Origin of the sequence: Andreprevotia sp. IGB-42 (genome assembly GCF_009848685.1) — a bacterium.
Taxonomy (GTDB): domain Bacteria; phylum Pseudomonadota; class Gammaproteobacteria; order Burkholderiales; family Chitinibacteraceae; genus Andreprevotia.
Map to the genome: position 1 here is coordinate 324,031 of NZ_WXTX01000004.1, position 18,771 is coordinate 342,801.

Genomic DNA, 18,771 nt, shown 5'->3' on the forward strand with positions numbered 1-18,771 from the left:
CTGCCGGCACTTTTCTTGCAAAACACAAAATATATTCAATCCATGCTTTTCAATTAAATTTCCAAAAAAGTCAGAATTTGCACGCCAAAATCCCATACCGGCCATGTACGTATTTCAGGCCATCGCCATAAAAAACCTTTCATAACAGCAACATACCGGCACGGAACACGCGCTGTAGCTGGCATGACTACAAAGAAAAGGGCTCCGTCCGGAGCCCTTTTGCCTGCAGGTCACTGTGCTTCAATTACAACAACCGTCAATCTCCTGCCCGCAACGCACTCGGCGCCACCTTGCTCACAATCAGGATCAGCGACAAGGTCAGCAACATCAGCAAGGTGGAGACCGCGTTCACTTCGGGGTTGAGTTTTACCGGTACCTTCACGCGGCTGTAGATTTCCAGCGGCAGCGTGTTGGAGCCCACGCCGGCGGTGAAGAAGGAGATCACGAAGTCGTCGATCGACAGCGTGAACGCCATCAGCGCGCCGGCGATGATGCCGGGCATGATCAGCGGCAGCGTGATGCGGCGGAAGGCGGTGATGGGGCTGGCGCCCAAGTCGCGCGCGGCTTCCACCAGCGATTCGTCCATGCCCTGCAGCCGCGAGCGCACCACGATGGCCACAAAGCCGATGCAGAAGGCAATGTGCGACAGCGTGATCGATACCAGCCCCAGCGTCATGTTGAGCATCACGAAGAAGATCAGCAGCGATACGCCCATCAGGATTTCCGGGATGGCGATCGGGGTAAGCACCAGCACCGGCAGCAGGCGCAGCCGGTACTTGTACATGGCGTAGCCGGCCAGCGTGCCCAGCACGGTGGCCACCACGCAGGTGACGAAGCCGATCAGCAGCGTGTGCGTGGCGGCTTCGATCATCACATCGTCCCTGAACAGCAGCCGGTACCAGTCCAGGGTGAAGCCCACCCATTCGGCATTGAGCGCCGAATCGTTGAACGAGAACGCCACCACGATGGCCAGCGGCAGATACAGGAAGGCATAGACGACGATGGCGGCGCCCCATACCCAGCGGGAAACTTTCATGCGCGCTCCTTCTTGCTTCTGCCGGCCCAGCCGGCAATGGCGGCCATCAGCAGCACGCTGAGCGTGAGCATGATGGAAAGTACCGAGCCGAACGGCCAGTCGCGGCTATCCAGGAACTGCTGCTTGATCAGGTTGCCGATCATGATGCTGTTGGTGCCACCCAAAAGATCGGGGATGGCAAACATGCCCAGCGCGGGGATGAACACCAGCGCGGTGCCAGCCCATACGCCCGGCAGGCTCAGCGGCCAGGTAATGCGCCAGAAGCGCTGCCAGGCATTGGCACCCAGGTCTTGCGCGGCATCGAGCAAGGCCATGTCGTGCTTTTCCAGGTTGGCGTACAGCGGCAGCACCATGAAGGGCAGGTGCACGTACACCAGGCCGATGATCACCGCAAACTGCGAAAACAGCAGCGACACCGGTTCGATGCCCACCAGCGCCAGCAGGTGGTTGAGCGCCACACTGAAGTAGCTTTGCGGGCCAAGGATGATCATCCACGCGTACACGCGGATCAGGAAGTTGGACCAGAACGGCAGGATCACCAGCAGCACCAAGAGATCACGCGTTTTCTTGTTGCTGCGTGCGATCAGCCACGCCAGCGGATAGGCCAGCACGATGCAGATGAGGGTGGTGATGCCCGCATACCAGAATGACTTGAGAAACAGCTCGGCGTAGATGCTGTCTTCAAAAAAGCGGCCGAAGTTTTCGAAAGTGATGAAATCGTGCCAGTTGCCGGCGTTGATCAGTACTTCGGTCTTGCCGGCATCGTCGGTTTGCAGCAGCGGCAGCAGGCCGCCGTAATCACCGGGGATGCGGAACGCGGCAAACACCATGATCAGCGTGGGCGCGGCAAAGAAAATCAGCAGATACAGCAGCGGCGGCCCGGAAATCAGCCACCGGCTTAGCCGGCTGGAAAGGTTACGCATCGCAGCTACTCCTTAGCCGAGCAGGAAGTGGCCGGCATCGAAGCGCCATGCCAGCTCTACCGCATCGTTGTCGTCAAAGAAGCGGGCCCGGCCCGGCGCGGAGTTGGGCAGCATGGTTTCCACCAGCGTGCCGTTTTCCAGCTCGACGATATAGATGGTCACGTCACCCAGGTACAGGCAATCGTGCACCTTGCCCTTGAAGTGCACTTCGTCCGCATCGTGCGTGACTGCGGCGGCCAGGCGGATTTTTTCCGGGCGCAGCGTGAGCGTACCGCTCTGCCCCACCTGCGCGCCTTCCACCGGCAGCGCTTCGCACAGGCCCACGCCGGGGATTTCCAGCTTCATGCGGCTGCCGCCCACTTCCGCCACCTTGGCATCCAGCAGGTTGCACTGGCCGATGAAATCGGCCACGAAGCGATTCTTCGGATAGCTGTAGATGGTTTCCGGCGCATCCAGCTGTGCCACTTCGCCCTTGTTCATCACCGCGATGCGGTGGCTCAGTGCCAGCGCTTCGCCCTGATCGTGCGTGACGTACACAAAGGTGATGCCCACTTCTTTCTGCAGGTTGATCAGCTCCAGCTGCATTTCTTCCCGCAGCTTGGCATCCAGTGCGGACAACGGCTCATCCAGCAGCAAGAGGCGCGGGCGGTTGACGAGGGCACGGGCGATGGCCACGCGCTGGCGCTGGCCGCCAGAGAGTTCATGCGGCAGGCGCTTGGCAAACTGCTGCAGGCGCACGTCTTCCAGCACTTCATCCACACGGGCGGGGATATCGGCCTTGGCCACGCCGGCCATCTGCAGCGGGAAGGCAATGTTCTGCGCCACGGTCATGTGCGGAAACAGCGCATAGCTCTGGAATACCGTGTGCACCGGGCGTTTTTCCGGCGGCACCTGGCTCATGTCCTTGCCATCGAGCAGGATCTGCCCGGCGTTGGGTTGCTCGAAGCCGGCCAGCATGCGCAGCAGCGTGGTCTTGCCGCAGCCCGACGGCCCCAGCAACGTGAAAAACTCGCCGGCTTCCACCGACAGGCTCACATGATTGACGGCGGTAAAGTCGCCAAAGGTCTTCACCACGTCACGGATTTCGAGCAGCGCCATCGCAGCATTCGTCCCAAGTAAAATTTTGCGGGCGATTCTAACAAAATCCACCCCTGCGGGCAGGGTTAAACAGGCGTTTTCCTGCCAGCCGGAGCACGGGCTGGCCACACGCCAGCGCAACGCCGGCCCAACTGTTGGCAATTGCCCACAACAGCCGATGCACGCGCCAGCGTGGTGATTTGCCAGATCGATGCAAAGCCGCCACATGGGCCGCATATAATCGGGCCATCAACCTACCCCCACAGCGAGCAACCCCGGCAATGATGGACTGGAACAGACTGCTTTCGGCCGAGCGCCTTGGTGCATCCCCCGGCGGCCATACGCCGCTGGAAAGCGGCCGCAGCAACTTCCACAAAGACCACGACCGCATCGTGTTCTGCTCGCCGTTCCGGCGTATGGGCCGCAAGACGCAAGTGCACCCGATGACCGAGAACGACCACGTGCATACGCGGCTGACGCACAGCATCGAGGTGGCGTGCGTGGGGCGCTCGCTGGGTGTGCTGACTGGCGAGGCGCTGCGCGGCAAGATCCCCGCCGATATCACGCCGTATGACCTGGGCGCCATCGTGCAGGCAGCGTGCCTGGCGCACGATATCGGCAACCCGCCGTTCGGCCATGCGGGCGAATATGCGATCCGCGACTGGTTCCGCCGCGATGAGCACGCCTACCTGCTGCAGCATCTGAACACCGCAGAGCGCCGTGACCTGATGACCTACGAGGGCAATGCGCAGGGCTTCCGCATCATTACCCAGCTGGAGAACCACCGCTTCGAAGGCGGCCTGCGGCTGACGCACGCCACGCTGGGCACCACGATGAAATACCCGTGGACCAGCGATCACGCCAGCGAGAAAGGCAAGTTCAGCTGCTACCAGAGCGAAACCGCCCAATTGATCGAGGTGGCCAGCCAGCTGGGCCTGCCGGAGCTGGAAACGGGCCGCTGGGCGCGCCACCCGCTGTCTTACCTGATGGAGGCGGCAGACGACATCTGTTATGCCATTCTCGATCTGGAAGACGGCATCGAGATCGGCATGCTGCCGTATGAAACGGTGGAGCCCATCCTGATGAAGATCTGCGGTGGCGATCACGATCTGCTGGCACTGGAAGTTGCCGCCGCGCCATCCAGCCGCCGCAAGATCTCGCTGCTGCGCGGCAAGGCCATCGACCGCTGCGTGCGTGATGTAGCCGCTACCTTCATTGCCCAGTACGACAGGCTGATGGACGGCCGCTACCAGGGAGATTTGCTGAATGATTCCCCGCCCGGCATGCGCCACGGCATCAACGAGGCCAAGCAGTTGGCACGCGACCGCATTTTCAACGAACGGCGCAAGATCGAGATCGAAGTGGGCTCGTTCACCTGCCTGGATATCCTGCTGGATGCATTCTGCAAGGCGGCTTACCAGCAGAAAGTCAGTGCAGAAATGCCATTCCGGCTGAAACGCGTGCTGGACCTGATGGAATACAATGCCCCCAGGAAGGAATGGGGCATGTACGAAACGTACCGGCGCGTGCTCGATTTCATCGGCGGAATGACGGACAACTACGCCACCTACCTTGCCCAGCAAGTGGGTGGCATGGGGCGATAAGTGCGGTTACACACAGTTTTACTGGTGGCGGGTGCAGTGACGGCGTTGCAAGGCTGCGCGGTGGTCACCACCACGGTGGCGGTCGGTTCTGCCGCCGTCAGCGTGGCCAGTACTGCCGTCAATGTGGGCACTACTGCCGCCGGCATGGCTTGGGATGTGGGCAAGGCCGGCGTGAATGCCACCACCACGGTGGCTGGCTGGGCGGTTGATTCCGCGCAGGCGCCATCTGCCGGCACCCCGCTGGCACTGCCGGCCCGCTCTGCCACGCCCAAGGGTAATGGCGGCGATATCAAGATACAACCGCTGGACAGCGAGTAAGCCCACCCTAACCGGCCGCTCTACTGGCTAAACCGGATACCCCGCGCGGCCCGGGCGCAGTATGGTGATGGTTTGACGCCCCCGGACCGACCCGATGACCGCCCCCTTGCGTGTAGCCCTGCTGGGCTACGGTTATGCCAGCAAAACTTTTCATGCCCCGCTGATCGTTGCCACCGGCATGCAACTGGCGGCCGTGCAATCGTCCAGCGCCGCCAAGGTGCATGCAGACTGGCCGGATGCGGTGGTGCACGCCGATGCGGCAGCCGTGTTTGCCGACCCGGCCATCAACCTGGTGGTGATCGCCACCCCGAACGACACGCACTATCCGCTGGCCCACGCCGCGCTGCTGGCCGGCAAGCATGTGGTGGTGGATAAGCCATTCACGCTGACCGTGGCCGAAGCGCGCAAGCTGGACGCACTGGCTGCCACGCAGCAGCGGGTGCTGTCGGTCTTCCACAACCGCCGCTGGGACGCAGACTTCCTTACCATCAAGGCGCTGATCGAAGCCGGTGCGCTGGGCGAGGTAGCGCAGTTTGAATCACATTTCGACCGTTTCCGCCCCGAGGTCCGCCAGCGCTGGCGCGAAGGCGCCGGGCCGGGTGCGGGGCTGTGGTACGACCTGGGCCCGCATATCATCGACCAGGCATTGCAGCTGTTCGGCCCGCCACTGGCAGTGTTCGCCGATCTGGCACAACGCCGCAGCGGTGCGCAATCGGTGGACGATGCACACGTGTTGCTGCGCTACGCCAACCGCCGGGTGGTGCTCTCCGCCAGCATGCTGGTGGCCGGCGGCAGCCCGCGCTTCGTGGTGCATGGCGCGCAAGCCAGCTTCATCAAATACGGGCTGGATACGCAGGAAGACATGCTCAAGGCCGGCGCCCGGCCCGGCTGCACCGGCTGGGGCCACGATACACGCCACGGCGAGCTGCTGATCGGTACAGCAGGTGAGCCGGAACGTCAGGCACTGCCCACGCTGCCGGGCGATTACCGCCAATATTATGCCGGCGTGCGGGATGCGATCAGCCAAGGTACAGCCAACCCGGTGCCAGCCCACCAGGCCATCATGGTGATGGAAGTGCTGGAACTGGCAATGCGCAGCGGTGAGGCCCGCCAGGAGCTGGCCTATATTCCCGCAAACTGATAGACAGGCCAGATTACTCCTGCTTGCAGGCTCTCTATCTCAAACCAAGATGCACGTTCTTGCTTTCCCATCACTCAAGATCAAACACCAGCGGCCGGTGATCCGATCCCAGCGATGGCCCCAGCCAAACGTTGACCGGCCGCACTGCGCCCGCGAACAATGCCCGATCCAGCGGTAACAGATGATTCCAGCTGGGCCACAGGCCAGCGCCCGCCTCCCGCAGGCCAGCTTCATCCACAAAATGGCGGTACACCGGCGAGAACGGTGTGACGTTGAAATCACCCAGCAGCAGCACTGGCGCGCGCTCGGCCTGTAATCGCTGCGCAATCAGCTGCAGGCTGGCATTGCGCGCGAGGGCCAGATCAGCTCCGAGCGGCGGTGGCGGGTGCACGCCATAGACGACGCGGCCGTCGGCCAGCTCGGCACGCACATAAGGGTAGCCGCGCAGCGCAGCGTCGCCGTTGATCTGGCAGCTACGCAATGCCTGGCGCGACAGTAGCGCCAGGCCGGCCGTGCCATCCGCCCACGCAGCGCATCCATGCGGGTAAGTCTGCAACAACACAGATAGCCCGCTGGCCCAAGCGGGCGTTGCCTCGGTCAGCACGATCACATCGGCATGGCTGCCGGCCAGCCATGTGCCGACCTCATGATAGCGGGTGTTGGAGAACAGCAGATTGAAGCTGGCCGCGCGCAATGGGCTGGCAGCGTGATTGCTGCTGGCCGCCCTATCGAACAGCCGCAATGGCTGCGCCACCACCCAGCACTGCAGCAGCATGGCCACCGTCAACACCACGCGTGGCAAACCGCGCTGGGCCACCAGCACGCCACACAGCAGCAAGGGCAGGTACAGCAACGCAAAATGGCTGAAGAGTTCCGGCACCCAATGCCAGCGCCCCAGCAAGCCCAGCAGCGATGCCCCGGTTGCCAGCCAGGCCAGCGTGACCAGCCCCCTCCCCGGCCAGCCCGGCACTACAGCACCACGCTGCGCCCGCCATCCACCGGCATCACCACCCCGGTCAGGTAGGGCGCGTTCAGCAGGAATTCGATCGCCTGCGCCAGATCGGCCGGTTCGCCAATGCGTTGCAGCGGAATGGTATCGACGATGCGCTGCTGCTCGGCGGCATCGAATGCCTTGCCGTGTTCCGGCCACAAATTGCTGCCGGGGGCGACGGCGTTTACCCGCACATCCGGCGCCAGCTCGCGCGCCAGGCCGCGCGTCATCGCCACGAGGCCGGCCTTGGCTACCGTATACAGTATGTATTGCGGATAAGGCCGCTCGGTGTGGATGTCCGCAATGCTGACGATGCTGCCGCGGGTGCGGGCGAGCACCGGCGCGGCGGCTTGTGCCAGGAACAGCGGGGCTTTCAGGTTGGAGCCCAGCAGGTCATCCCACGCAGCCTCGCTGAACGTGCCCACCGGCGTGGCAAAGAACGATGATGCATTGTTGATCAACGCATCCAGCCGGCCAAAATGCGCGGTGGCGGTGGCCACCAGCTCGGGCAGGCGTACGGTATCGAGCAGGTCGAGCTGGACGGTGACCACGGAACCGGCGCGTGTGGCATTGAGCGCATCCGCCAGTGCATCGGCCTCTGCACTGCTGGCGCGGTAGTGCAGCACCACCCGCCAGCCGACCGCGTGCAACCGCCGTACGATGGCCGCGCCCACGCGCTTTGCCCCACCGGTAATCAATGCCACGCGTTCTTCTGCCCTGCCGTCTTCTGCCGCCATGCCTGCATCCCCGGTTTACAATGCGTCAAACCGACGATTCTCACGCGACTATGAATACCCCGCAACTCCCCGCCCCCACTCCCGAAGCATTTGCCGCCAGCAATATGCTGCAAGCGCGCATCCGCGCTGCCATCACGCAGGCCGATGGCTGGTTGCCGTTTGACGACTATATGCGCATGGCGCTGTATGAGCCCGGCCTGGGTTATTACTCGGGCGGGGCCACCAAGTTTGGCGAAGCGGGCGATTTTGTTACCGCACCGGAAATGTCGCCGCTATTCGGCGCCTGCATTGCCGAAACGGCTGCGGCGGTACTGGGCGCACTGGATGGCCATGGCGATATCCTGGAATTTGGCGCCGGCACCGGCGTGCTGGCGGCGCAGATCCTGGCCGAGCTGGAACGGCTGGGCAGCCTGCCGCAGCGCTATTGCATCGTCGACCTGTCTGCAGAGCTGAAACAGCGGCAAATGCAAACGCTGCAGGCGCGCGTGCCGCATCTGCTAGCGCATGTGGTGTGGCTGGAGCAACTACCGGGCGAGTTCCGCGGCTTCATCATCGGCAACGAGGTGCTGGACGCCATGCCATGCGCGCTGGTGCATACCGATGACGAAGGCGAAATCTGGCAACGCGGCGTGGCGTGGCAGGATGGCTTTGCCTGGCAGGACCGGCCGGCCAGCGGCGCGCTGCGTGACGCTGCCGCAGAGCTCGACCTGCCACCTGGCTACACCACCGAAATCTCGCTGGAAGCACGCGGCTTTACCGCCAGCCTGGCCGGCGTGCTGGGCGCGGGTGCCGCGCTGCTGATCGATTACGGCTTTCCGGCCCGCGAGTATTACCATCCGGAACGCCACATGGGCACGCTGATCGGCCACTACCGCCACCACAGCATCCACGACCCGTTCTTCCTGCCCGGCCTGACCGACCTGACCTGCCATGTGGATTTTTCGGCCATTTTCGAAGCTGGTAGCGATGCAGGGCTGATGCTGGAAGGCTACGTATCGCAAGCGCAATACCTGCTCGATACCGGCCTGCTGCAACGGCTGGAAACGCTGGGGGCAGACAACACCGCCCTTTACCTGCCGGCAGTGGGTGCCGCACAAAAACTCACCAGCCCGGCCGAGATGGGCGAGCTGTTCAAGGCCATCGCGTTCTCGCGCAACCTGGCGCTGCCTGCATTGCTGCCGGGCTTCCGGCAGGGGGATGATTCGTACCGGCTGTGAACAGGCTTGACAGCATGCAGGGATTCAAAGAGAATATCGGGCTCCCATGGCTATGTAGCTCAGTCGGTTAGAGCACAGCACTCATAATGCTGGGGTCGCAGGTTCGAGTCCCGCCATAGCCACCAAGATGTAAAGCCCAAGTCCGCAAGGACTTGGGCTTTTTCATTTCCGCTCTCCGCGGGTGCAATATGCGTTGTTCAGGCAGGCCTTCTCTATTTCTCTATTGAAAACCCGCGCCTCCGCGCAAACCGGATCACCCGGCCAGCAAACTGCCCGGTCAGGCCTTGCCGCGATGCCGGCTCAGGCCACCCTTGCGGCCTGCTTCACGTGCTTCGGCAGAGTTGAATTCGTGGCCGGCGCCATTGCGATGCGATGCCTTGCCGCCTTCGCTGGCAATCTTGCGACGGCGTTCCGGGTCCATCGCAGCAAAGCCGCGTTTGCCGGCGGGGGCTTTGTGAGGTTTGCTTGGAGATGCCATTGCGGCCCTCCTCGTCGATGCGCATGCACGGGCATGCACATCGAGTGTGCTGCCATTGCGGCAGCCTGCCTGTCGGCAAGCCGCGCTTATGGCAGTCAGCAGGGGCGGTGCATGGCGCCAGACCTTATACGAAGCCCAGGTTCCAGCTACTGGCGTTGAAGTTGCGCAGATTGGGCAATACCGTCAACAGATCGCTATCCGGAATACCGAACCAGCTACCCAGCGTGGCCGCGTACTGATCTACCGAGGTGGTGGGCAGCAGCCGGCCCTGGCCGACATCATCCGGGCCGTTGTTGGCAACCACCGGCGCAGTGCCGTAGAAACGCTGGCCTTTCACCGCACCGCCCAGCACGAAGTGCATGCTGCCCCAGCCGTGGTCGGAGCCATCCTTGTTGCCGGTGAGCGTGCGGCCGAAATCCGATGCGGTAAACGTGGTGACCTGGTTGGCCACGCCCATGTCCACCGTAGCCTGATGGAATGCCGCCAGCGCGGCAGACAGGTTGCCCATCAGCCCGGGGTGTACGGTAAGCAGGCCATCGTGGGTATCGAAACCGCCCATCGATACAAAAAACACCTGCCGCCTGGTGCCCAGCGTGCCGGCACTGGCAATCATGCGTGCCACCATCTTCAGTTGATCCCCCAGGCTGTTAGCGCCGGGGAATGGGGTAGTGATGCTGGTGGCGGGCGCCAGGCCGCTGGCCAACTGGCTGCCGGCATCGAGCGCACGCTTGGTGACGCGGTTGTACTCGGCCTCCAGCAAGTGCGTGCGTGGCTGGGTGATCAGGCTTTGCAGCGCGGCCGAGCATGCGCTGGAACCGAACAGCGGCGCGCTGCCGGCGCGCAATGCGACCGGGCCGTTCACCGTCATCTGGTATTGCACCGCGTTATTGCCGGACAGGTACACCGCATTGCCAGATACATTGATGCAGGTGAAGGTAGCGTTGCCGTTACTGGACATCAACAGATCGCCCATGCGCCCGCCCCAGCCACTGTTGGCCCCTTCGGCAGCGGATGATTGCCATACCGATTGCTGATCGTTGTGCGAGAACAGCTTGGGCGGCAACAACACCGTCTTCTTCTGGTACTGCAGCTTGGTGGTGGGCTGCACCAATGTACCCACATTGAGCACCGCAGCCATCCTGCCGGTATTGAAGAGGTCGGCCATCTGCGTCATTGCCGGCGCCAGCGCGTACTGGCGTGCATCGGCCAGCGCCACGGCCGGCTTGAGCAGGGTGGCGTCCAGCGCGCCGCGGCCATAGGCCAGCGTAGGGCGCTGCGCGTTGTAGAGGTTGTAATTGACCAGGTCATACGGGATCAGCGTATTGGCATAGTCATTGCCGCCGTACAGGAAAACGCACACCAGTGCCTTGTAATCGGTAGCGCCCGCGGCAGCAGCTTCGCCCAGCGAAGCCAAGCTCAGCGCCCACGGCGTGGCGGCACTGGCCAGCGACAGCGCCGAGGCGCGTTTCAGGAACTCGCGGCGCGAGGCATCGACAGCATGGGATTTGCTCATGTTCGGGCTCCTACTTCTGCACCAGGAATTCGGGGGCGGCCATCACCATCAGGATGGCGGCATACAGGCGGTTGGGGCGCGTTGCCACGCTCACCTTGATGCTGTTCAGCGCGGTCTGCAGCGTGCCCAGCGTGGCGCTGCCAAGCTGACCGGCGGCCAGCAGCAGGTTCAGCTGTGCCAGCAAGGCCGCAGCATCGTCCGCCAGCACCAGCCAGGCATCGTATTTCCCCTTTACATCCCCCACACCACTGCTGATCACCGTCTGCATGTAGTTGAGATAACCGATCACCGATGATTCATTGGTGATCTGGAACTCGGGTGCCACCATGGCGGCACCGGCCATGCTGCTGTCTGGCGGCACATAGCCGGGGCGGAAAAAGTTGAACACGCTGGATGCGCGCAGCGGGCTCTGCCCCAGCCGGGTGCCGGGATCGGAGGTATCGCCGATCGCCCATGCATCGCTGGGCGACGTAGCGCCGAACGCACGTGCCCAGCCGGTCAGCCGCAGGATGGGCTCACGCAGTTTGCCGAAGCTGTTGCTGGCGCTACTGGCGGGGTTGCGTGCTTCGTCATCGAGCAACAGCGTGCGGATCACCGCCTTCAGGTTGCCCTTTACGCCACTGCCGTCGTTCTGGAATATGCTGGCCACGCGCTGCACATAGGCCGGGCTGGGGTTGCTGGTCACCAGGCGCTGGATCAGTTGGCGGCTGATGAAGGGCGCAATATTGGGGTGCGCAAAGAGGATATCGAGCGCGGCAGTGAGCGCGGCGGTGCCATCGAGTCCACCGGCAACGGTACTGCCCAGAAAGGGACTGGCGCCGGTTTCGTGCCGGCTGGCCACCTGCACCATGGGGCGGCGCTGGAAATCCGGCGTGTTGCCGTTGCCCAGCGAAAGATCCCACTCCCAGCCGGTAAATACACGGGCAAGGCCGGTGATGTCTTCCAGCATATAGGTTTCCTGCACCTTGCCGTTGCTGATTTTCGGCGTGCCGTCCGGGTTGAGCTGCACCAGGCCGACGGTGAACAGCTGCATTAGCTCGCGCGCGTAGTTCTCGTCCGGCTGCGCGCCAGTGCTGGCGTTGTATTTGACGTTGCCACGATAGGTCAGGTACTCGCCCATCGCCGCGCTGGTCGATACCTGCTGCAGCAGCGTGCGGTAATTGCCGAACGCGTTGTTCTCCAGGATATCCAGGTAGTTGGCGGCGGAAAACTGCCGCCAGCCGCCGGACAGGCCGTTGACCGATACCACGAGGATTTCCGACAGCGCCAGTGTCACACGCTGGCGCAAGGTATCCGGCGACGACAGCAAGGTGCGCCACACGCAGGCATCGAAGCCGTTGACGCCGTTCTTGTTGACGTTATTGGCCCCTGCCTGGTCGTAGCCCTTGCTGACCAGCCAGTCGCAACGGCTGATGCCTTGCGGCAACGCCATCTGCTCATCGATCCAGCCTGCATAGCCCAGCGCCTGCACGCGGGCGATCTGCGTACTGTCCGCTCCCATGCTGGCCTGCGCGAGGAAACGTGCGGCACCGGTGGCAGCAAGCGCCGCGCCCGGTGCATCCGGAGGAACGATGCCGGGTACGGGTGTGGGCGAGCTGCCACCGTTCGGTACTGGCGTGGGCGTAACGGCATTGCCATTCTCCCCGCCACCACCGCCACCACAAGCAGCGAGCGTGGTTGCCGCCAGCGCAAGCAACGCGGCAGTCTGGCCGCCGTGCGATGACGCAGGGGATTCGTCGGCAAAGAGTTCCAACTGGCTGGAAGCAGGTTCGAACATGATGGGTCCGGTAGAAAGAAAGGGGGCTGGCAGTGCGTGAAGGAGGGGCATATTGCCCATCTCCACAGCCCTTTGCCAAGGGTGCCAACTTCCGCCTATCGACCATCATTTCAAGTTCAATAGCTACCGTTCATCTGCCTGCCAACGGGGCTGCGCAGCGCTTAGCTCGACCATGGGCACGCCTGAAAGCTTCGCTTAAACGGCGTTTGCCAAATGGCCGCCCGACTGGCGCAATGCTTCGCAACCGCCGTCAGATTGATGGTTACAGTGTTGTTATCTGCATCCGCACAAGAAAACGGCACGCGTTCTGCGTGCCGTCATCGCTCTGCGTTGCCAGTGTGAACAGGCTCACACCGTTCGTCGGGTCATACCTGTGGTGGATCGCTCTCGCGCGAGTGATCACGCGGCTGGCCCAGCAACTTGATGAAGGGCTCGATGCCTTTTTCCATTGCGGGCACCACCAGCAACGCCGGATCCGCCTTGCCGCTGGCCAGTTGCGTGGCGATGCCGGCCTTCTGCAGCAGGGCCTTGCCATCGCCCACCACCAGGATGGGTTTGCAGTGCCGGTATTGCTCGCGCAGGAAGTCCAGCGCCAGCGCGTTGTTGCCCAGCGTGGTAGCTGACTTGGGCCCGGACGGAATCACCACCGCATCGAACAGCACCGATGGCATGGCTTCCAGCGTGCCTTCCACCACGATGGGCGCATCTTTCAGGTTGTTCACCTTGCCCAGCCGGTGGCTGATCACGCGTGGCACGCCGCCGCCGGCCAGTACCGCGTTGTACAGCGCGTGCACGCCATCGGTATCCACGCCATCCGCCACCAGGATGGCCACCTTGCGCGTCTTGATGCTGCCATCGCCGGGGTAGAAGCTGAGCGACAGTGCCGGTGAGGGCGGCAGCTCGGGGAAGCTGATATCGCTGGCCAGCGGCGCCGCAGCCGGCACCTCGAAACCCAGCCCATGCGCCACGCCCTGCGCCAGCTTGCCATCCACGTGTACCAGCAGCGAGACCACGCGCTCACGTATCGCCTGCGTCTGCACGCGGGTCAGCTCGAAGCGGAATGCATTGATGATGTGCTGCTGCTCCACCGGCGTCTGGCTGTGCCAGAACAATTTCGCTTGCGAGTAATGATCGGCAAACTTCTCAGGCTTGCCGCGCACCTTGTCCTCTGCCACCGGCTCGGGGAAGCTGGTGAACCCGGCCGCACCAGCCTGGAACGGACAGCCACCGCCCAGCGAATTGGGCTCGTATGCCACCCGGCCACGCGGAATGGTCTGGCGATGCATGCCGTCGCGCTGGTTGTTGTGTACCGCCCGCAGCGGGGTATTGATCGGCAGCTCGTGGAAGTTGGCCCCCCCCAGCCGCGAGATCTGCGTATCCACATACGAATGGATGCGCCCTTGCAGCAAGGGGTCGTTGGAGAAATCGATGCCCGGGATCACATGCGCAGCGCAGAACGCCACCTGTTCGGTCTCGGCAAAAAAATTGTCCGGGTTGCGGTTGAGCACCAGCTTGCCGACTGGCAGCAGCGGCACCAGCTCGACCGGAATCAGCTTGGTAGGGTCGAGCACATCGAACGCGAATTCGTTAGCCTGCTCTTCGGTGAAGATCTGCAGGTTCAGCTCCCACTCGGGGTAGGCGCCTGCCTCGATCGCTTCCCACAGATCACGGCGGTGGAAATCGGAATCCGCGCCGCTGATCTTCACTGCTTCATCCCATGCCAGCGAATGCGTGCCGGCCAGCGGGTTCCAGTGGAATTTGCAGAACACCGCTTCATTCTGCTCGTTGATCAGGCGGAAGGTATGCACGCCAAAGCCCTGCATGGTGCGGTAGCTGCGCGGAATGGCGCGATCCGACATCGCCCACAGCAGCATGTGGGTCATTTCCGGCATCAGCGAGGCAAAATCCCAGAAGGTATCGTGCGCGGAGGCGGCTTGCGGGATGCCGTTGTGCGGTTCCGGCTTGACCGCGTGGATCAGGTCCGGAAACTTCATCGCATCCTGGATGAAGAAGATCGGGATATTGTTGCCCACCAGATCCCAGTTGCCGGCATCGCTATAGAACTTGACCGCAAAGCCGCGCACATCGCGCGCGGTATCGGTAGAGCCGCGCTCGCCCGCCACGGTGGAAAAGCGCACGAACACCGGCGTGCGCTTGCCGGCCTCGGCAAACGGGGCGGCCTTGGTGTGCTGCGGAATGGCCTGGTAGTTTTCAAAGTAGCCATGCGCGGCGGAGCCACGCGCATGCACGATGCGTTCCGGAATGCGCTCATGATCGAAATGCGTGATTTTTTCGCGCAGGATGAAGTCTTCCAGCGCGGTGGGGCCACGCAGGCCGATCTTCAGCGAATTCTGGTTATCGGCAATCGCCACGCCCTGGTTGGTGGTGAGCACCTGGCCAGTGCTGTCGGCGCGTACACGGTCCAGATCACCACCTGCATGGTTTGCGCCTTGCGGCGGTTTGCCGCTGCCCACCTTGTCCGAACCATTGCTTTCCGACACGGTGCTGCTCCCTGGCAACGGCGACTTGGCCGCATGGCTGGCGCCAGTGAACGGGCAGCGGGCGGCTTCGCCCACCTCGTGCGGCTTACCAGGGTTATCGGTGGTTTGCGCCGAAAGTGCGCTGCTTTCCCGTACTTTTTCCAGCAGCGCCGCCGGGGTGGCGTTGTCTGCAGCGGCCTTGGCAGGCAACGGTACCGATGGAGCGGAAATCGTCGACAACACAGAGCCCAGGCCTATCTGATCTTTTGCTTTTTCGGTCATCGCAACACCCGTGATTTGATTGGACATGGTGGACACAGCAAGCCTCACCCGTGGCGCAAGCGATACGGGGAGCAGTGGGACGATCATAGGGACTGCGGCGCGCGGCCATCAGCAGACGTAGCCGGGAAATCGGTAGGAAGAAATGCCCGGCGCATGTAGGACATTCCTCGCTACCTCAGCAGGCAGCACAGCACTGCCCAGCCGCAGCACTGCAACGACAGGCGTACTCGCCTGCGGCAGCGATCTGCCTTATAATTAGGCAGATGGCAAGAGCCCGGGTCCACGCTGACTCGGGCTTTTTGCGTTGCCGGCCGCGCATGGCAGGCGTGCTACCATGAATCTTGCGATTTCCTACGGAGACCTTGATGCGCAAGCTGCTGTTTTCATTACTGTTGCTACCCTGCTTGTGTGTTGCATTTGACCGGCCGCTGCCGCCCAACGCCATACAGGGCAACATGCAGGCGTATACCGCGCAAGCCATCAAGATCGACGGCAAGGTTTACCGTGGTGGCGCTGGCCTGCGGGTATACAACACCAACGGGCAGATCATCCTGCCCCAGTCAGTGCCGCAGGAAAGCGCGGTGCTGTATCAACTGGAAGCCAACGGCTTCATGTGGAAAATCTGGCTGCTGACCAAGGCGGAAGCCGAAGCGGTCAAACTCCGGAAAAAAGCATTGAAAGAGGCGGCAACAACGCAATGAGCAAGAAAGTATTCATCAAGACCTTCGGCTGCCAGATGAACGAGTACGACTCGGACAAAATGGTCGACCTGTTGAACGCCACCGAAGGGCTGACCAAGACCGACAAACCGGAAGAGGCGCACGTGATCCTCTTCAACACCTGTAGCGTGCGCGAAAAAGCGCAGGAGAAGGTGTTCTCCGACTTGGGCCGCATCAAGGAGCTCAAGCTTGCCAACCCCGACCTGGTGATCGGTGTGGGCGGCTGCGTGGCCAGCCAGGAAGGCGAAGCCATCGTCAAGCGCGCGCCATATGTGGACATCGTGTTCGGCCCGCAAACGCTGCACCGCCTGCCGGAGCTGATTGCCAAGCGGCGCTCGTCCGGTGTATCGCAGGTGGATATCTCGTTCCCGGAAATAGAAAAGTTCGATCACCTGCCGCCGGCCAAGGTGGAAGGCGGCACGGCCTTCGTATCGATCATGGAAGGCTGTTCCAAGTTCTGCTCGTTCTGCATTGTGCCGTATACGCGTGGCCAGGAAGTATCGCGCCCGTTCGAGGACGTGCTGACCGAAGTGGCGCTGCTGGCGCAGCAGGGCGTAAAGGAAGTGACACTGCTGGGCCAGAACGTGAACGCTTATCGCGGCAAGATACTGGATGGCGACGAAGGCGATATCGCCGACTTTGCGATGCTGCTCGAATACGTGCACGACATTCCCGGCATCGAGCGCATGCGCTACACCACCAGCCACCCGCGTGAAATGACCCAGCGCATCATCGATTGCTACCGCACGCTGCCCAAGCTGGTTTCGCACCTGCACCTGCCGGTACAAGCCGGATCGGACCGCACGCTGGTGAACATGAAGCGCGGCTACACCACGCTGGAATACAAATCGCTGGTGCGCAAGCTCAAGGAAGCGCGGCCGGGCATCTGCCTGTCCAGCGACTTCATCATCGGCTTCCCCGGTGAAACCGACGAAGACTTCGAGAAAACCATGAAGCTGATCGAGGATGTGCAGTTCGATGCCAGCTTCAGCTTCATCTACAGCATGCGCCCCGGCACGCCGGCGGCAGACCTGCCGGACGACGTGGCGCCGGAAGTGAAAACCAGGCGTCTGATGCGGCTGCAGGCACGCATCGAAGAATTTGCGCAGCAGGTGAACCGCGACATGGTGGGCACCGTACAGCGCGTGCTGGTGGAAGGCTTTGCCCGCCGCAATGTGGAAGAACTGGCCGGCCGTACCGACAACAACCGCATCGTCAACTTTGCCGGCAACCCGCGCCTGATCAACCAGTTTACCGAAGTGCTGATCACCGAAGCCTACCCGCACAGCCTGCGCGGCGAGATCATCACCAAGGAAACCATCGCGGCCTGATGCCCGGTGCATGAGGGAGAAACACAATGCGCCGCGCCGTCATTGTCTACCTCAGGCAGCACCCGCTGATAACCGTACTGGTGATGGCCGTGGCTTTCATCGGCTTTGCATCCAGTTCGGTCACACTACTGATGCTGCTGCATGCCAATGCGCGCTTCATCTGGCAATCCGGCTGGTGGGCCGTGCGTGAAGGCGCGCTGGAGCAACTGGCGGGACTGCTGGGCAGCGGCGCACTGGCCCTCGCGCTTTACCTCGTATTCAAGACCTGCGAGAAACTGCTGGTCGAAAAAATCACCGATACCGCTGCCCCGGTGGCAGCGGCAACCAAAGGACAAATCGAGCATGGCGAAAGACCTGGAACTGATTGCCCCGCTGAATGATGCGGAACTCGATGAACTGGCCGGCTTCCTGGAGTCCGATGCGTCGCCGGAACAGGCCATGGACCTTTCCATGCTGCACGGCTTCCTGACCTCCCAACTGGTTGCGCCGGAAGAGCCGCTGCCGGATGCCTGGTTTGGCCTGGTGTGGGGCGAGCATGGCGAAAAACCGCAATGGGCATCGCCCGCGCAGCAACAGCGCATCGAAGACCTGATCCTGCGCCTGTACAACCAGCTGTCCGACGACATCGGGGCGGAGCCGCCGACGTTCTCGCCCATGGTGTACCTGGATGAAGAACGCCAGCTCGATATCGTCCAGCAGTGGTGCTACGGCTTCATGCTGGGCACCTCGCTGAACCCGGACGGCTGGCAGGTATTGCTGGACGATGACGATGCGGTGGAACTGATCGCCCCCATCATCGATTGCGCGGACGACGAAGCACGCGCCAGCCTGGAAGAGGCCGGCGACGATATTGCCCAGTTCGAACACGAACTGGCCGCCGCCCTGCCGGACATCATTCCCGCCATCAAGGATTACTGGGCGCAGAACAAGCCGGCGCCCCGCCCGGGCCGCCGCCGCTAAACGGCAGCGGCAGCGGCCATGGAAAGCCGGGTAGCCCATGCACTGCTGTCGGCCTGCTTTGCCGGGCTGGTGGCAGTATCGGCCAAGGCCGGGCGCCTGGATGCAGCCGCACTGGCGCGCAGCGATGCACGCATCCGGCTGTGGCAACAGCGGCCAGCCACGGCAGTCCCCTGATTGCCCCGGCCTG

General features: G+C 62.7%; 18 protein-coding genes and 1 tRNA gene. 10 read left to right on the forward strand and 9 right to left on the reverse strand.

Annotation, left to right across the window (positions count from 1 at the left end; all coding sequences use genetic code 11):
- Nucleotides 1-256: 256 nt before the first annotated feature.
- Genes IGB42_RS08435 through IGB42_RS08445 form a run of 3 tightly spaced genes read right to left on the reverse strand, consistent with a single transcriptional unit; the run spans nucleotide 257 to nucleotide 3,057 of the window.
- Entirely contained in the window at nucleotides 257-1,036 is a 780-nt protein-coding gene (locus IGB42_RS08435) for an ABC transporter permease (RefSeq protein WP_159669868.1), read from the reverse strand.
- Nucleotides 1,033-1,959 (reverse strand): ABC transporter permease, encoded by a 927-nt coding sequence (locus IGB42_RS08440; protein WP_159669871.1) that lies wholly within the window; start codon nucleotides 1,957-1,959, stop codon nucleotides 1,033-1,035. The genes IGB42_RS08435 and IGB42_RS08440 overlap by 4 nt, the downstream gene beginning before the upstream one ends.
- Nucleotides 1,960-1,971: 12 nt before the next feature.
- The gene (locus IGB42_RS08445) at nucleotides 1,972-3,057 is read right to left on the reverse strand and encodes an ABC transporter ATP-binding protein (protein WP_159669874.1); all 1,086 of its coding nucleotides are present in this window, start codon (nucleotides 3,055-3,057) and stop codon (nucleotides 1,972-1,974) included.
- A gap of 260 nt (nucleotides 3,058-3,317) precedes the next feature.
- Between IGB42_RS08445 and IGB42_RS08450 the strand changes: the two genes are divergently transcribed.
- The 3 genes from IGB42_RS08450 (at nucleotide 3,318) to IGB42_RS08460 (ending at nucleotide 6,099) form a co-directional block, all read left to right on the forward strand.
- Nucleotides 3,318-4,640, forward strand: a complete 1,323-nt coding sequence (locus IGB42_RS08450) for a deoxyguanosinetriphosphate triphosphohydrolase (protein WP_159669877.1) — start codon at nucleotides 3,318-3,320, stop codon at nucleotides 4,638-4,640.
- Nucleotides 4,641-4,958 (forward strand): hypothetical protein, encoded by a 318-nt coding sequence (locus IGB42_RS21870; protein ID WP_174764187.1) that lies wholly within the window; start codon nucleotides 4,641-4,643, stop codon nucleotides 4,956-4,958.
- Nucleotides 4,959-5,052: 94 nt separating this feature from the next.
- Nucleotides 5,053-6,099: an oxidoreductase gene (locus tag IGB42_RS08460; RefSeq protein ID WP_159669880.1), complete on the forward strand. Its 1,047-nt coding sequence runs from the start codon at nucleotides 5,053-5,055 to the stop codon at nucleotides 6,097-6,099.
- Between the two features lie 70 nt (nucleotides 6,100-6,169).
- On the opposite strand, the gene IGB42_RS08465 is transcribed toward IGB42_RS08460, so the two are convergent.
- Together IGB42_RS08465 and IGB42_RS08470 are read right to left on the reverse strand one after the other, a co-directional pair.
- Complete coding sequence (locus tag IGB42_RS08465) at nucleotides 6,170-7,069, reverse strand: endonuclease/exonuclease/phosphatase family protein (RefSeq protein WP_159669883.1); 900 nt, start codon at nucleotides 7,067-7,069, stop codon at nucleotides 6,170-6,172.
- Entirely contained in the window at nucleotides 7,069-7,827 is a 759-nt protein-coding gene (locus tag IGB42_RS08470; protein WP_159669886.1) for a pteridine reductase, read from the reverse strand. The genes IGB42_RS08465 and IGB42_RS08470 overlap by 1 nt, the downstream gene beginning before the upstream one ends.
- A 50-nt stretch (nucleotides 7,828-7,877) precedes the next feature.
- On the opposite strand from IGB42_RS08470, the gene IGB42_RS08475 reads away from it, so the two are divergent.
- Together IGB42_RS08475 and IGB42_RS08480 are read left to right on the forward strand one after the other, a co-directional pair.
- On the forward strand, nucleotides 7,878-9,044 hold the full coding sequence (locus tag IGB42_RS08475; protein WP_159669889.1) for a class I SAM-dependent methyltransferase: 1,167 nt from the start codon (nucleotides 7,878-7,880) through the stop codon (nucleotides 9,042-9,044).
- A gap of 48 nt (nucleotides 9,045-9,092) precedes the next feature.
- A tRNA-Met gene (locus IGB42_RS08480) sits at nucleotides 9,093-9,169 on the forward strand.
- A 152-nt stretch (nucleotides 9,170-9,321) separates the two neighbouring features.
- Here IGB42_RS08480 and IGB42_RS08485 read toward each other — a convergent pair.
- The 4 genes from IGB42_RS08485 to IGB42_RS08500 form a co-directional block, all read right to left on the reverse strand.
- Nucleotides 9,322-9,522, reverse strand: a complete 201-nt coding sequence (locus IGB42_RS08485; RefSeq protein WP_159669892.1) for a KGG domain-containing protein — start codon at nucleotides 9,520-9,522, stop codon at nucleotides 9,322-9,324.
- Between the two features lie 124 nt (nucleotides 9,523-9,646).
- On the reverse strand, nucleotides 9,647-11,035 hold the full coding sequence (locus IGB42_RS08490; RefSeq protein WP_159669895.1) for a DUF1501 domain-containing protein: 1,389 nt from the start codon (nucleotides 11,033-11,035) through the stop codon (nucleotides 9,647-9,649).
- 10 nt (nucleotides 11,036-11,045) lie between these two features.
- Entirely contained in the window at nucleotides 11,046-12,812 is a 1,767-nt protein-coding gene (locus IGB42_RS08495; RefSeq protein ID WP_159669898.1) for a DUF1800 family protein, read from the reverse strand.
- A gap of 365 nt (nucleotides 12,813-13,177) precedes the next feature.
- The gene (locus tag IGB42_RS08500; protein WP_159669901.1) at nucleotides 13,178-15,574 is read right to left on the reverse strand and encodes a catalase; all 2,397 of its coding nucleotides are present in this window, start codon (nucleotides 15,572-15,574) and stop codon (nucleotides 13,178-13,180) included.
- Between the two features lie 365 nt (nucleotides 15,575-15,939).
- Between IGB42_RS08500 and IGB42_RS08505 the strand changes: the two genes are divergently transcribed.
- Genes IGB42_RS08505 through IGB42_RS08525 form a run of 5 tightly spaced genes read left to right on the forward strand, consistent with a single transcriptional unit; the run spans nucleotide 15,940 to nucleotide 18,758 of the window.
- Nucleotides 15,940-16,275 (forward strand): hypothetical protein, encoded by a 336-nt coding sequence (locus IGB42_RS08505; RefSeq protein ID WP_159669904.1) that lies wholly within the window; start codon nucleotides 15,940-15,942, stop codon nucleotides 16,273-16,275.
- Complete coding sequence (miaB, locus tag IGB42_RS08510) at nucleotides 16,272-17,624, forward strand: tRNA (N6-isopentenyl adenosine(37)-C2)-methylthiotransferase MiaB (RefSeq protein ID WP_159669907.1); 1,353 nt, start codon at nucleotides 16,272-16,274, stop codon at nucleotides 17,622-17,624. Before IGB42_RS08505 ends, miaB begins: the two co-directional genes overlap by 4 nt.
- Nucleotides 17,625-17,650: 26 nt before the next feature.
- Nucleotides 17,651-18,004 (forward strand): hypothetical protein, encoded by a 354-nt coding sequence (locus IGB42_RS08515; RefSeq protein ID WP_159669910.1) that lies wholly within the window; start codon nucleotides 17,651-17,653, stop codon nucleotides 18,002-18,004.
- A complete protein-coding gene (locus tag IGB42_RS08520; protein ID WP_159669913.1) occupies nucleotides 17,967-18,584 on the forward strand; it encodes a UPF0149 family protein in 618 nt (205 codons plus the stop codon). Before IGB42_RS08515 ends, IGB42_RS08520 begins: the two co-directional genes overlap by 38 nt.
- Before the next feature lie 18 nt (nucleotides 18,585-18,602).
- Nucleotides 18,603-18,758 (forward strand): hypothetical protein, encoded by a 156-nt coding sequence (locus IGB42_RS08525; RefSeq protein WP_159669916.1) that lies wholly within the window; start codon nucleotides 18,603-18,605, stop codon nucleotides 18,756-18,758.
- The last annotated feature ends 13 nt before the right edge of the window (nucleotides 18,759-18,771 follow it).

Bases quoted from the DNA above. Each gene is read 5' to 3' on its own strand.
- IGB42_RS08435 (WP_159669868.1), bottom strand. From the start codon at position 1,036: ATGAAAGTTTCCCGCTGGGTATGGGGCGCCGCCATCGTCGTCTATGCC.
- IGB42_RS08440 (WP_159669871.1), bottom strand. From the start codon at position 1,959: ATGCGTAACCTTTCCAGCCGGCTAAGCCGGTGGCTGATTTCCGGGCCG.
- IGB42_RS08445 (WP_159669874.1), bottom strand. From the start codon at position 3,057: ATGGCGCTGCTCGAAATCCGTGACGTGGTGAAGACCTTTGGCGACTTT.
- IGB42_RS08450 (WP_159669877.1), top strand. From the start codon at position 3,318: ATGATGGACTGGAACAGACTGCTTTCGGCCGAGCGCCTTGGTGCATCC.
- IGB42_RS08460 (WP_159669880.1), top strand. From the start codon at position 5,053: ATGACCGCCCCCTTGCGTGTAGCCCTGCTGGGCTACGGTTATGCCAGC.
- IGB42_RS08470 (WP_159669886.1), bottom strand. From the start codon at position 7,827: ATGGCGGCAGAAGACGGCAGGGCAGAAGAACGCGTGGCATTGATTACC.
- IGB42_RS08475 (WP_159669889.1), top strand. From the start codon at position 7,878: ATGAATACCCCGCAACTCCCCGCCCCCACTCCCGAAGCATTTGCCGCC.
- IGB42_RS08485 (WP_159669892.1), bottom strand. From the start codon at position 9,522: ATGGCATCTCCAAGCAAACCTCACAAAGCCCCCGCCGGCAAACGCGGC.
- IGB42_RS08490 (WP_159669895.1), bottom strand. From the start codon at position 11,035: ATGAGCAAATCCCATGCTGTCGATGCCTCGCGCCGCGAGTTCCTGAAA.
- IGB42_RS08495 (WP_159669898.1), bottom strand. From the start codon at position 12,812: ATGTTCGAACCTGCTTCCAGCCAGTTGGAACTCTTTGCCGACGAATCC.
- IGB42_RS08500 (WP_159669901.1), bottom strand. From the start codon at position 15,574: ATGACCGAAAAAGCAAAAGATCAGATAGGCCTGGGCTCTGTGTTGTCG.
- IGB42_RS08505 (WP_159669904.1), top strand. From the start codon at position 15,940: ATGCGCAAGCTGCTGTTTTCATTACTGTTGCTACCCTGCTTGTGTGTT.
- miaB (WP_159669907.1), top strand. From the start codon at position 16,272: ATGAGCAAGAAAGTATTCATCAAGACCTTCGGCTGCCAGATGAACGAG.
- IGB42_RS08515 (WP_159669910.1), top strand. From the start codon at position 17,651: ATGCGCCGCGCCGTCATTGTCTACCTCAGGCAGCACCCGCTGATAACC.
- IGB42_RS08520 (WP_159669913.1), top strand. From the start codon at position 17,967: ATGGCGAAAGACCTGGAACTGATTGCCCCGCTGAATGATGCGGAACTC.
- IGB42_RS08525 (WP_159669916.1), top strand. From the start codon at position 18,603: ATGGAAAGCCGGGTAGCCCATGCACTGCTGTCGGCCTGCTTTGCCGGG.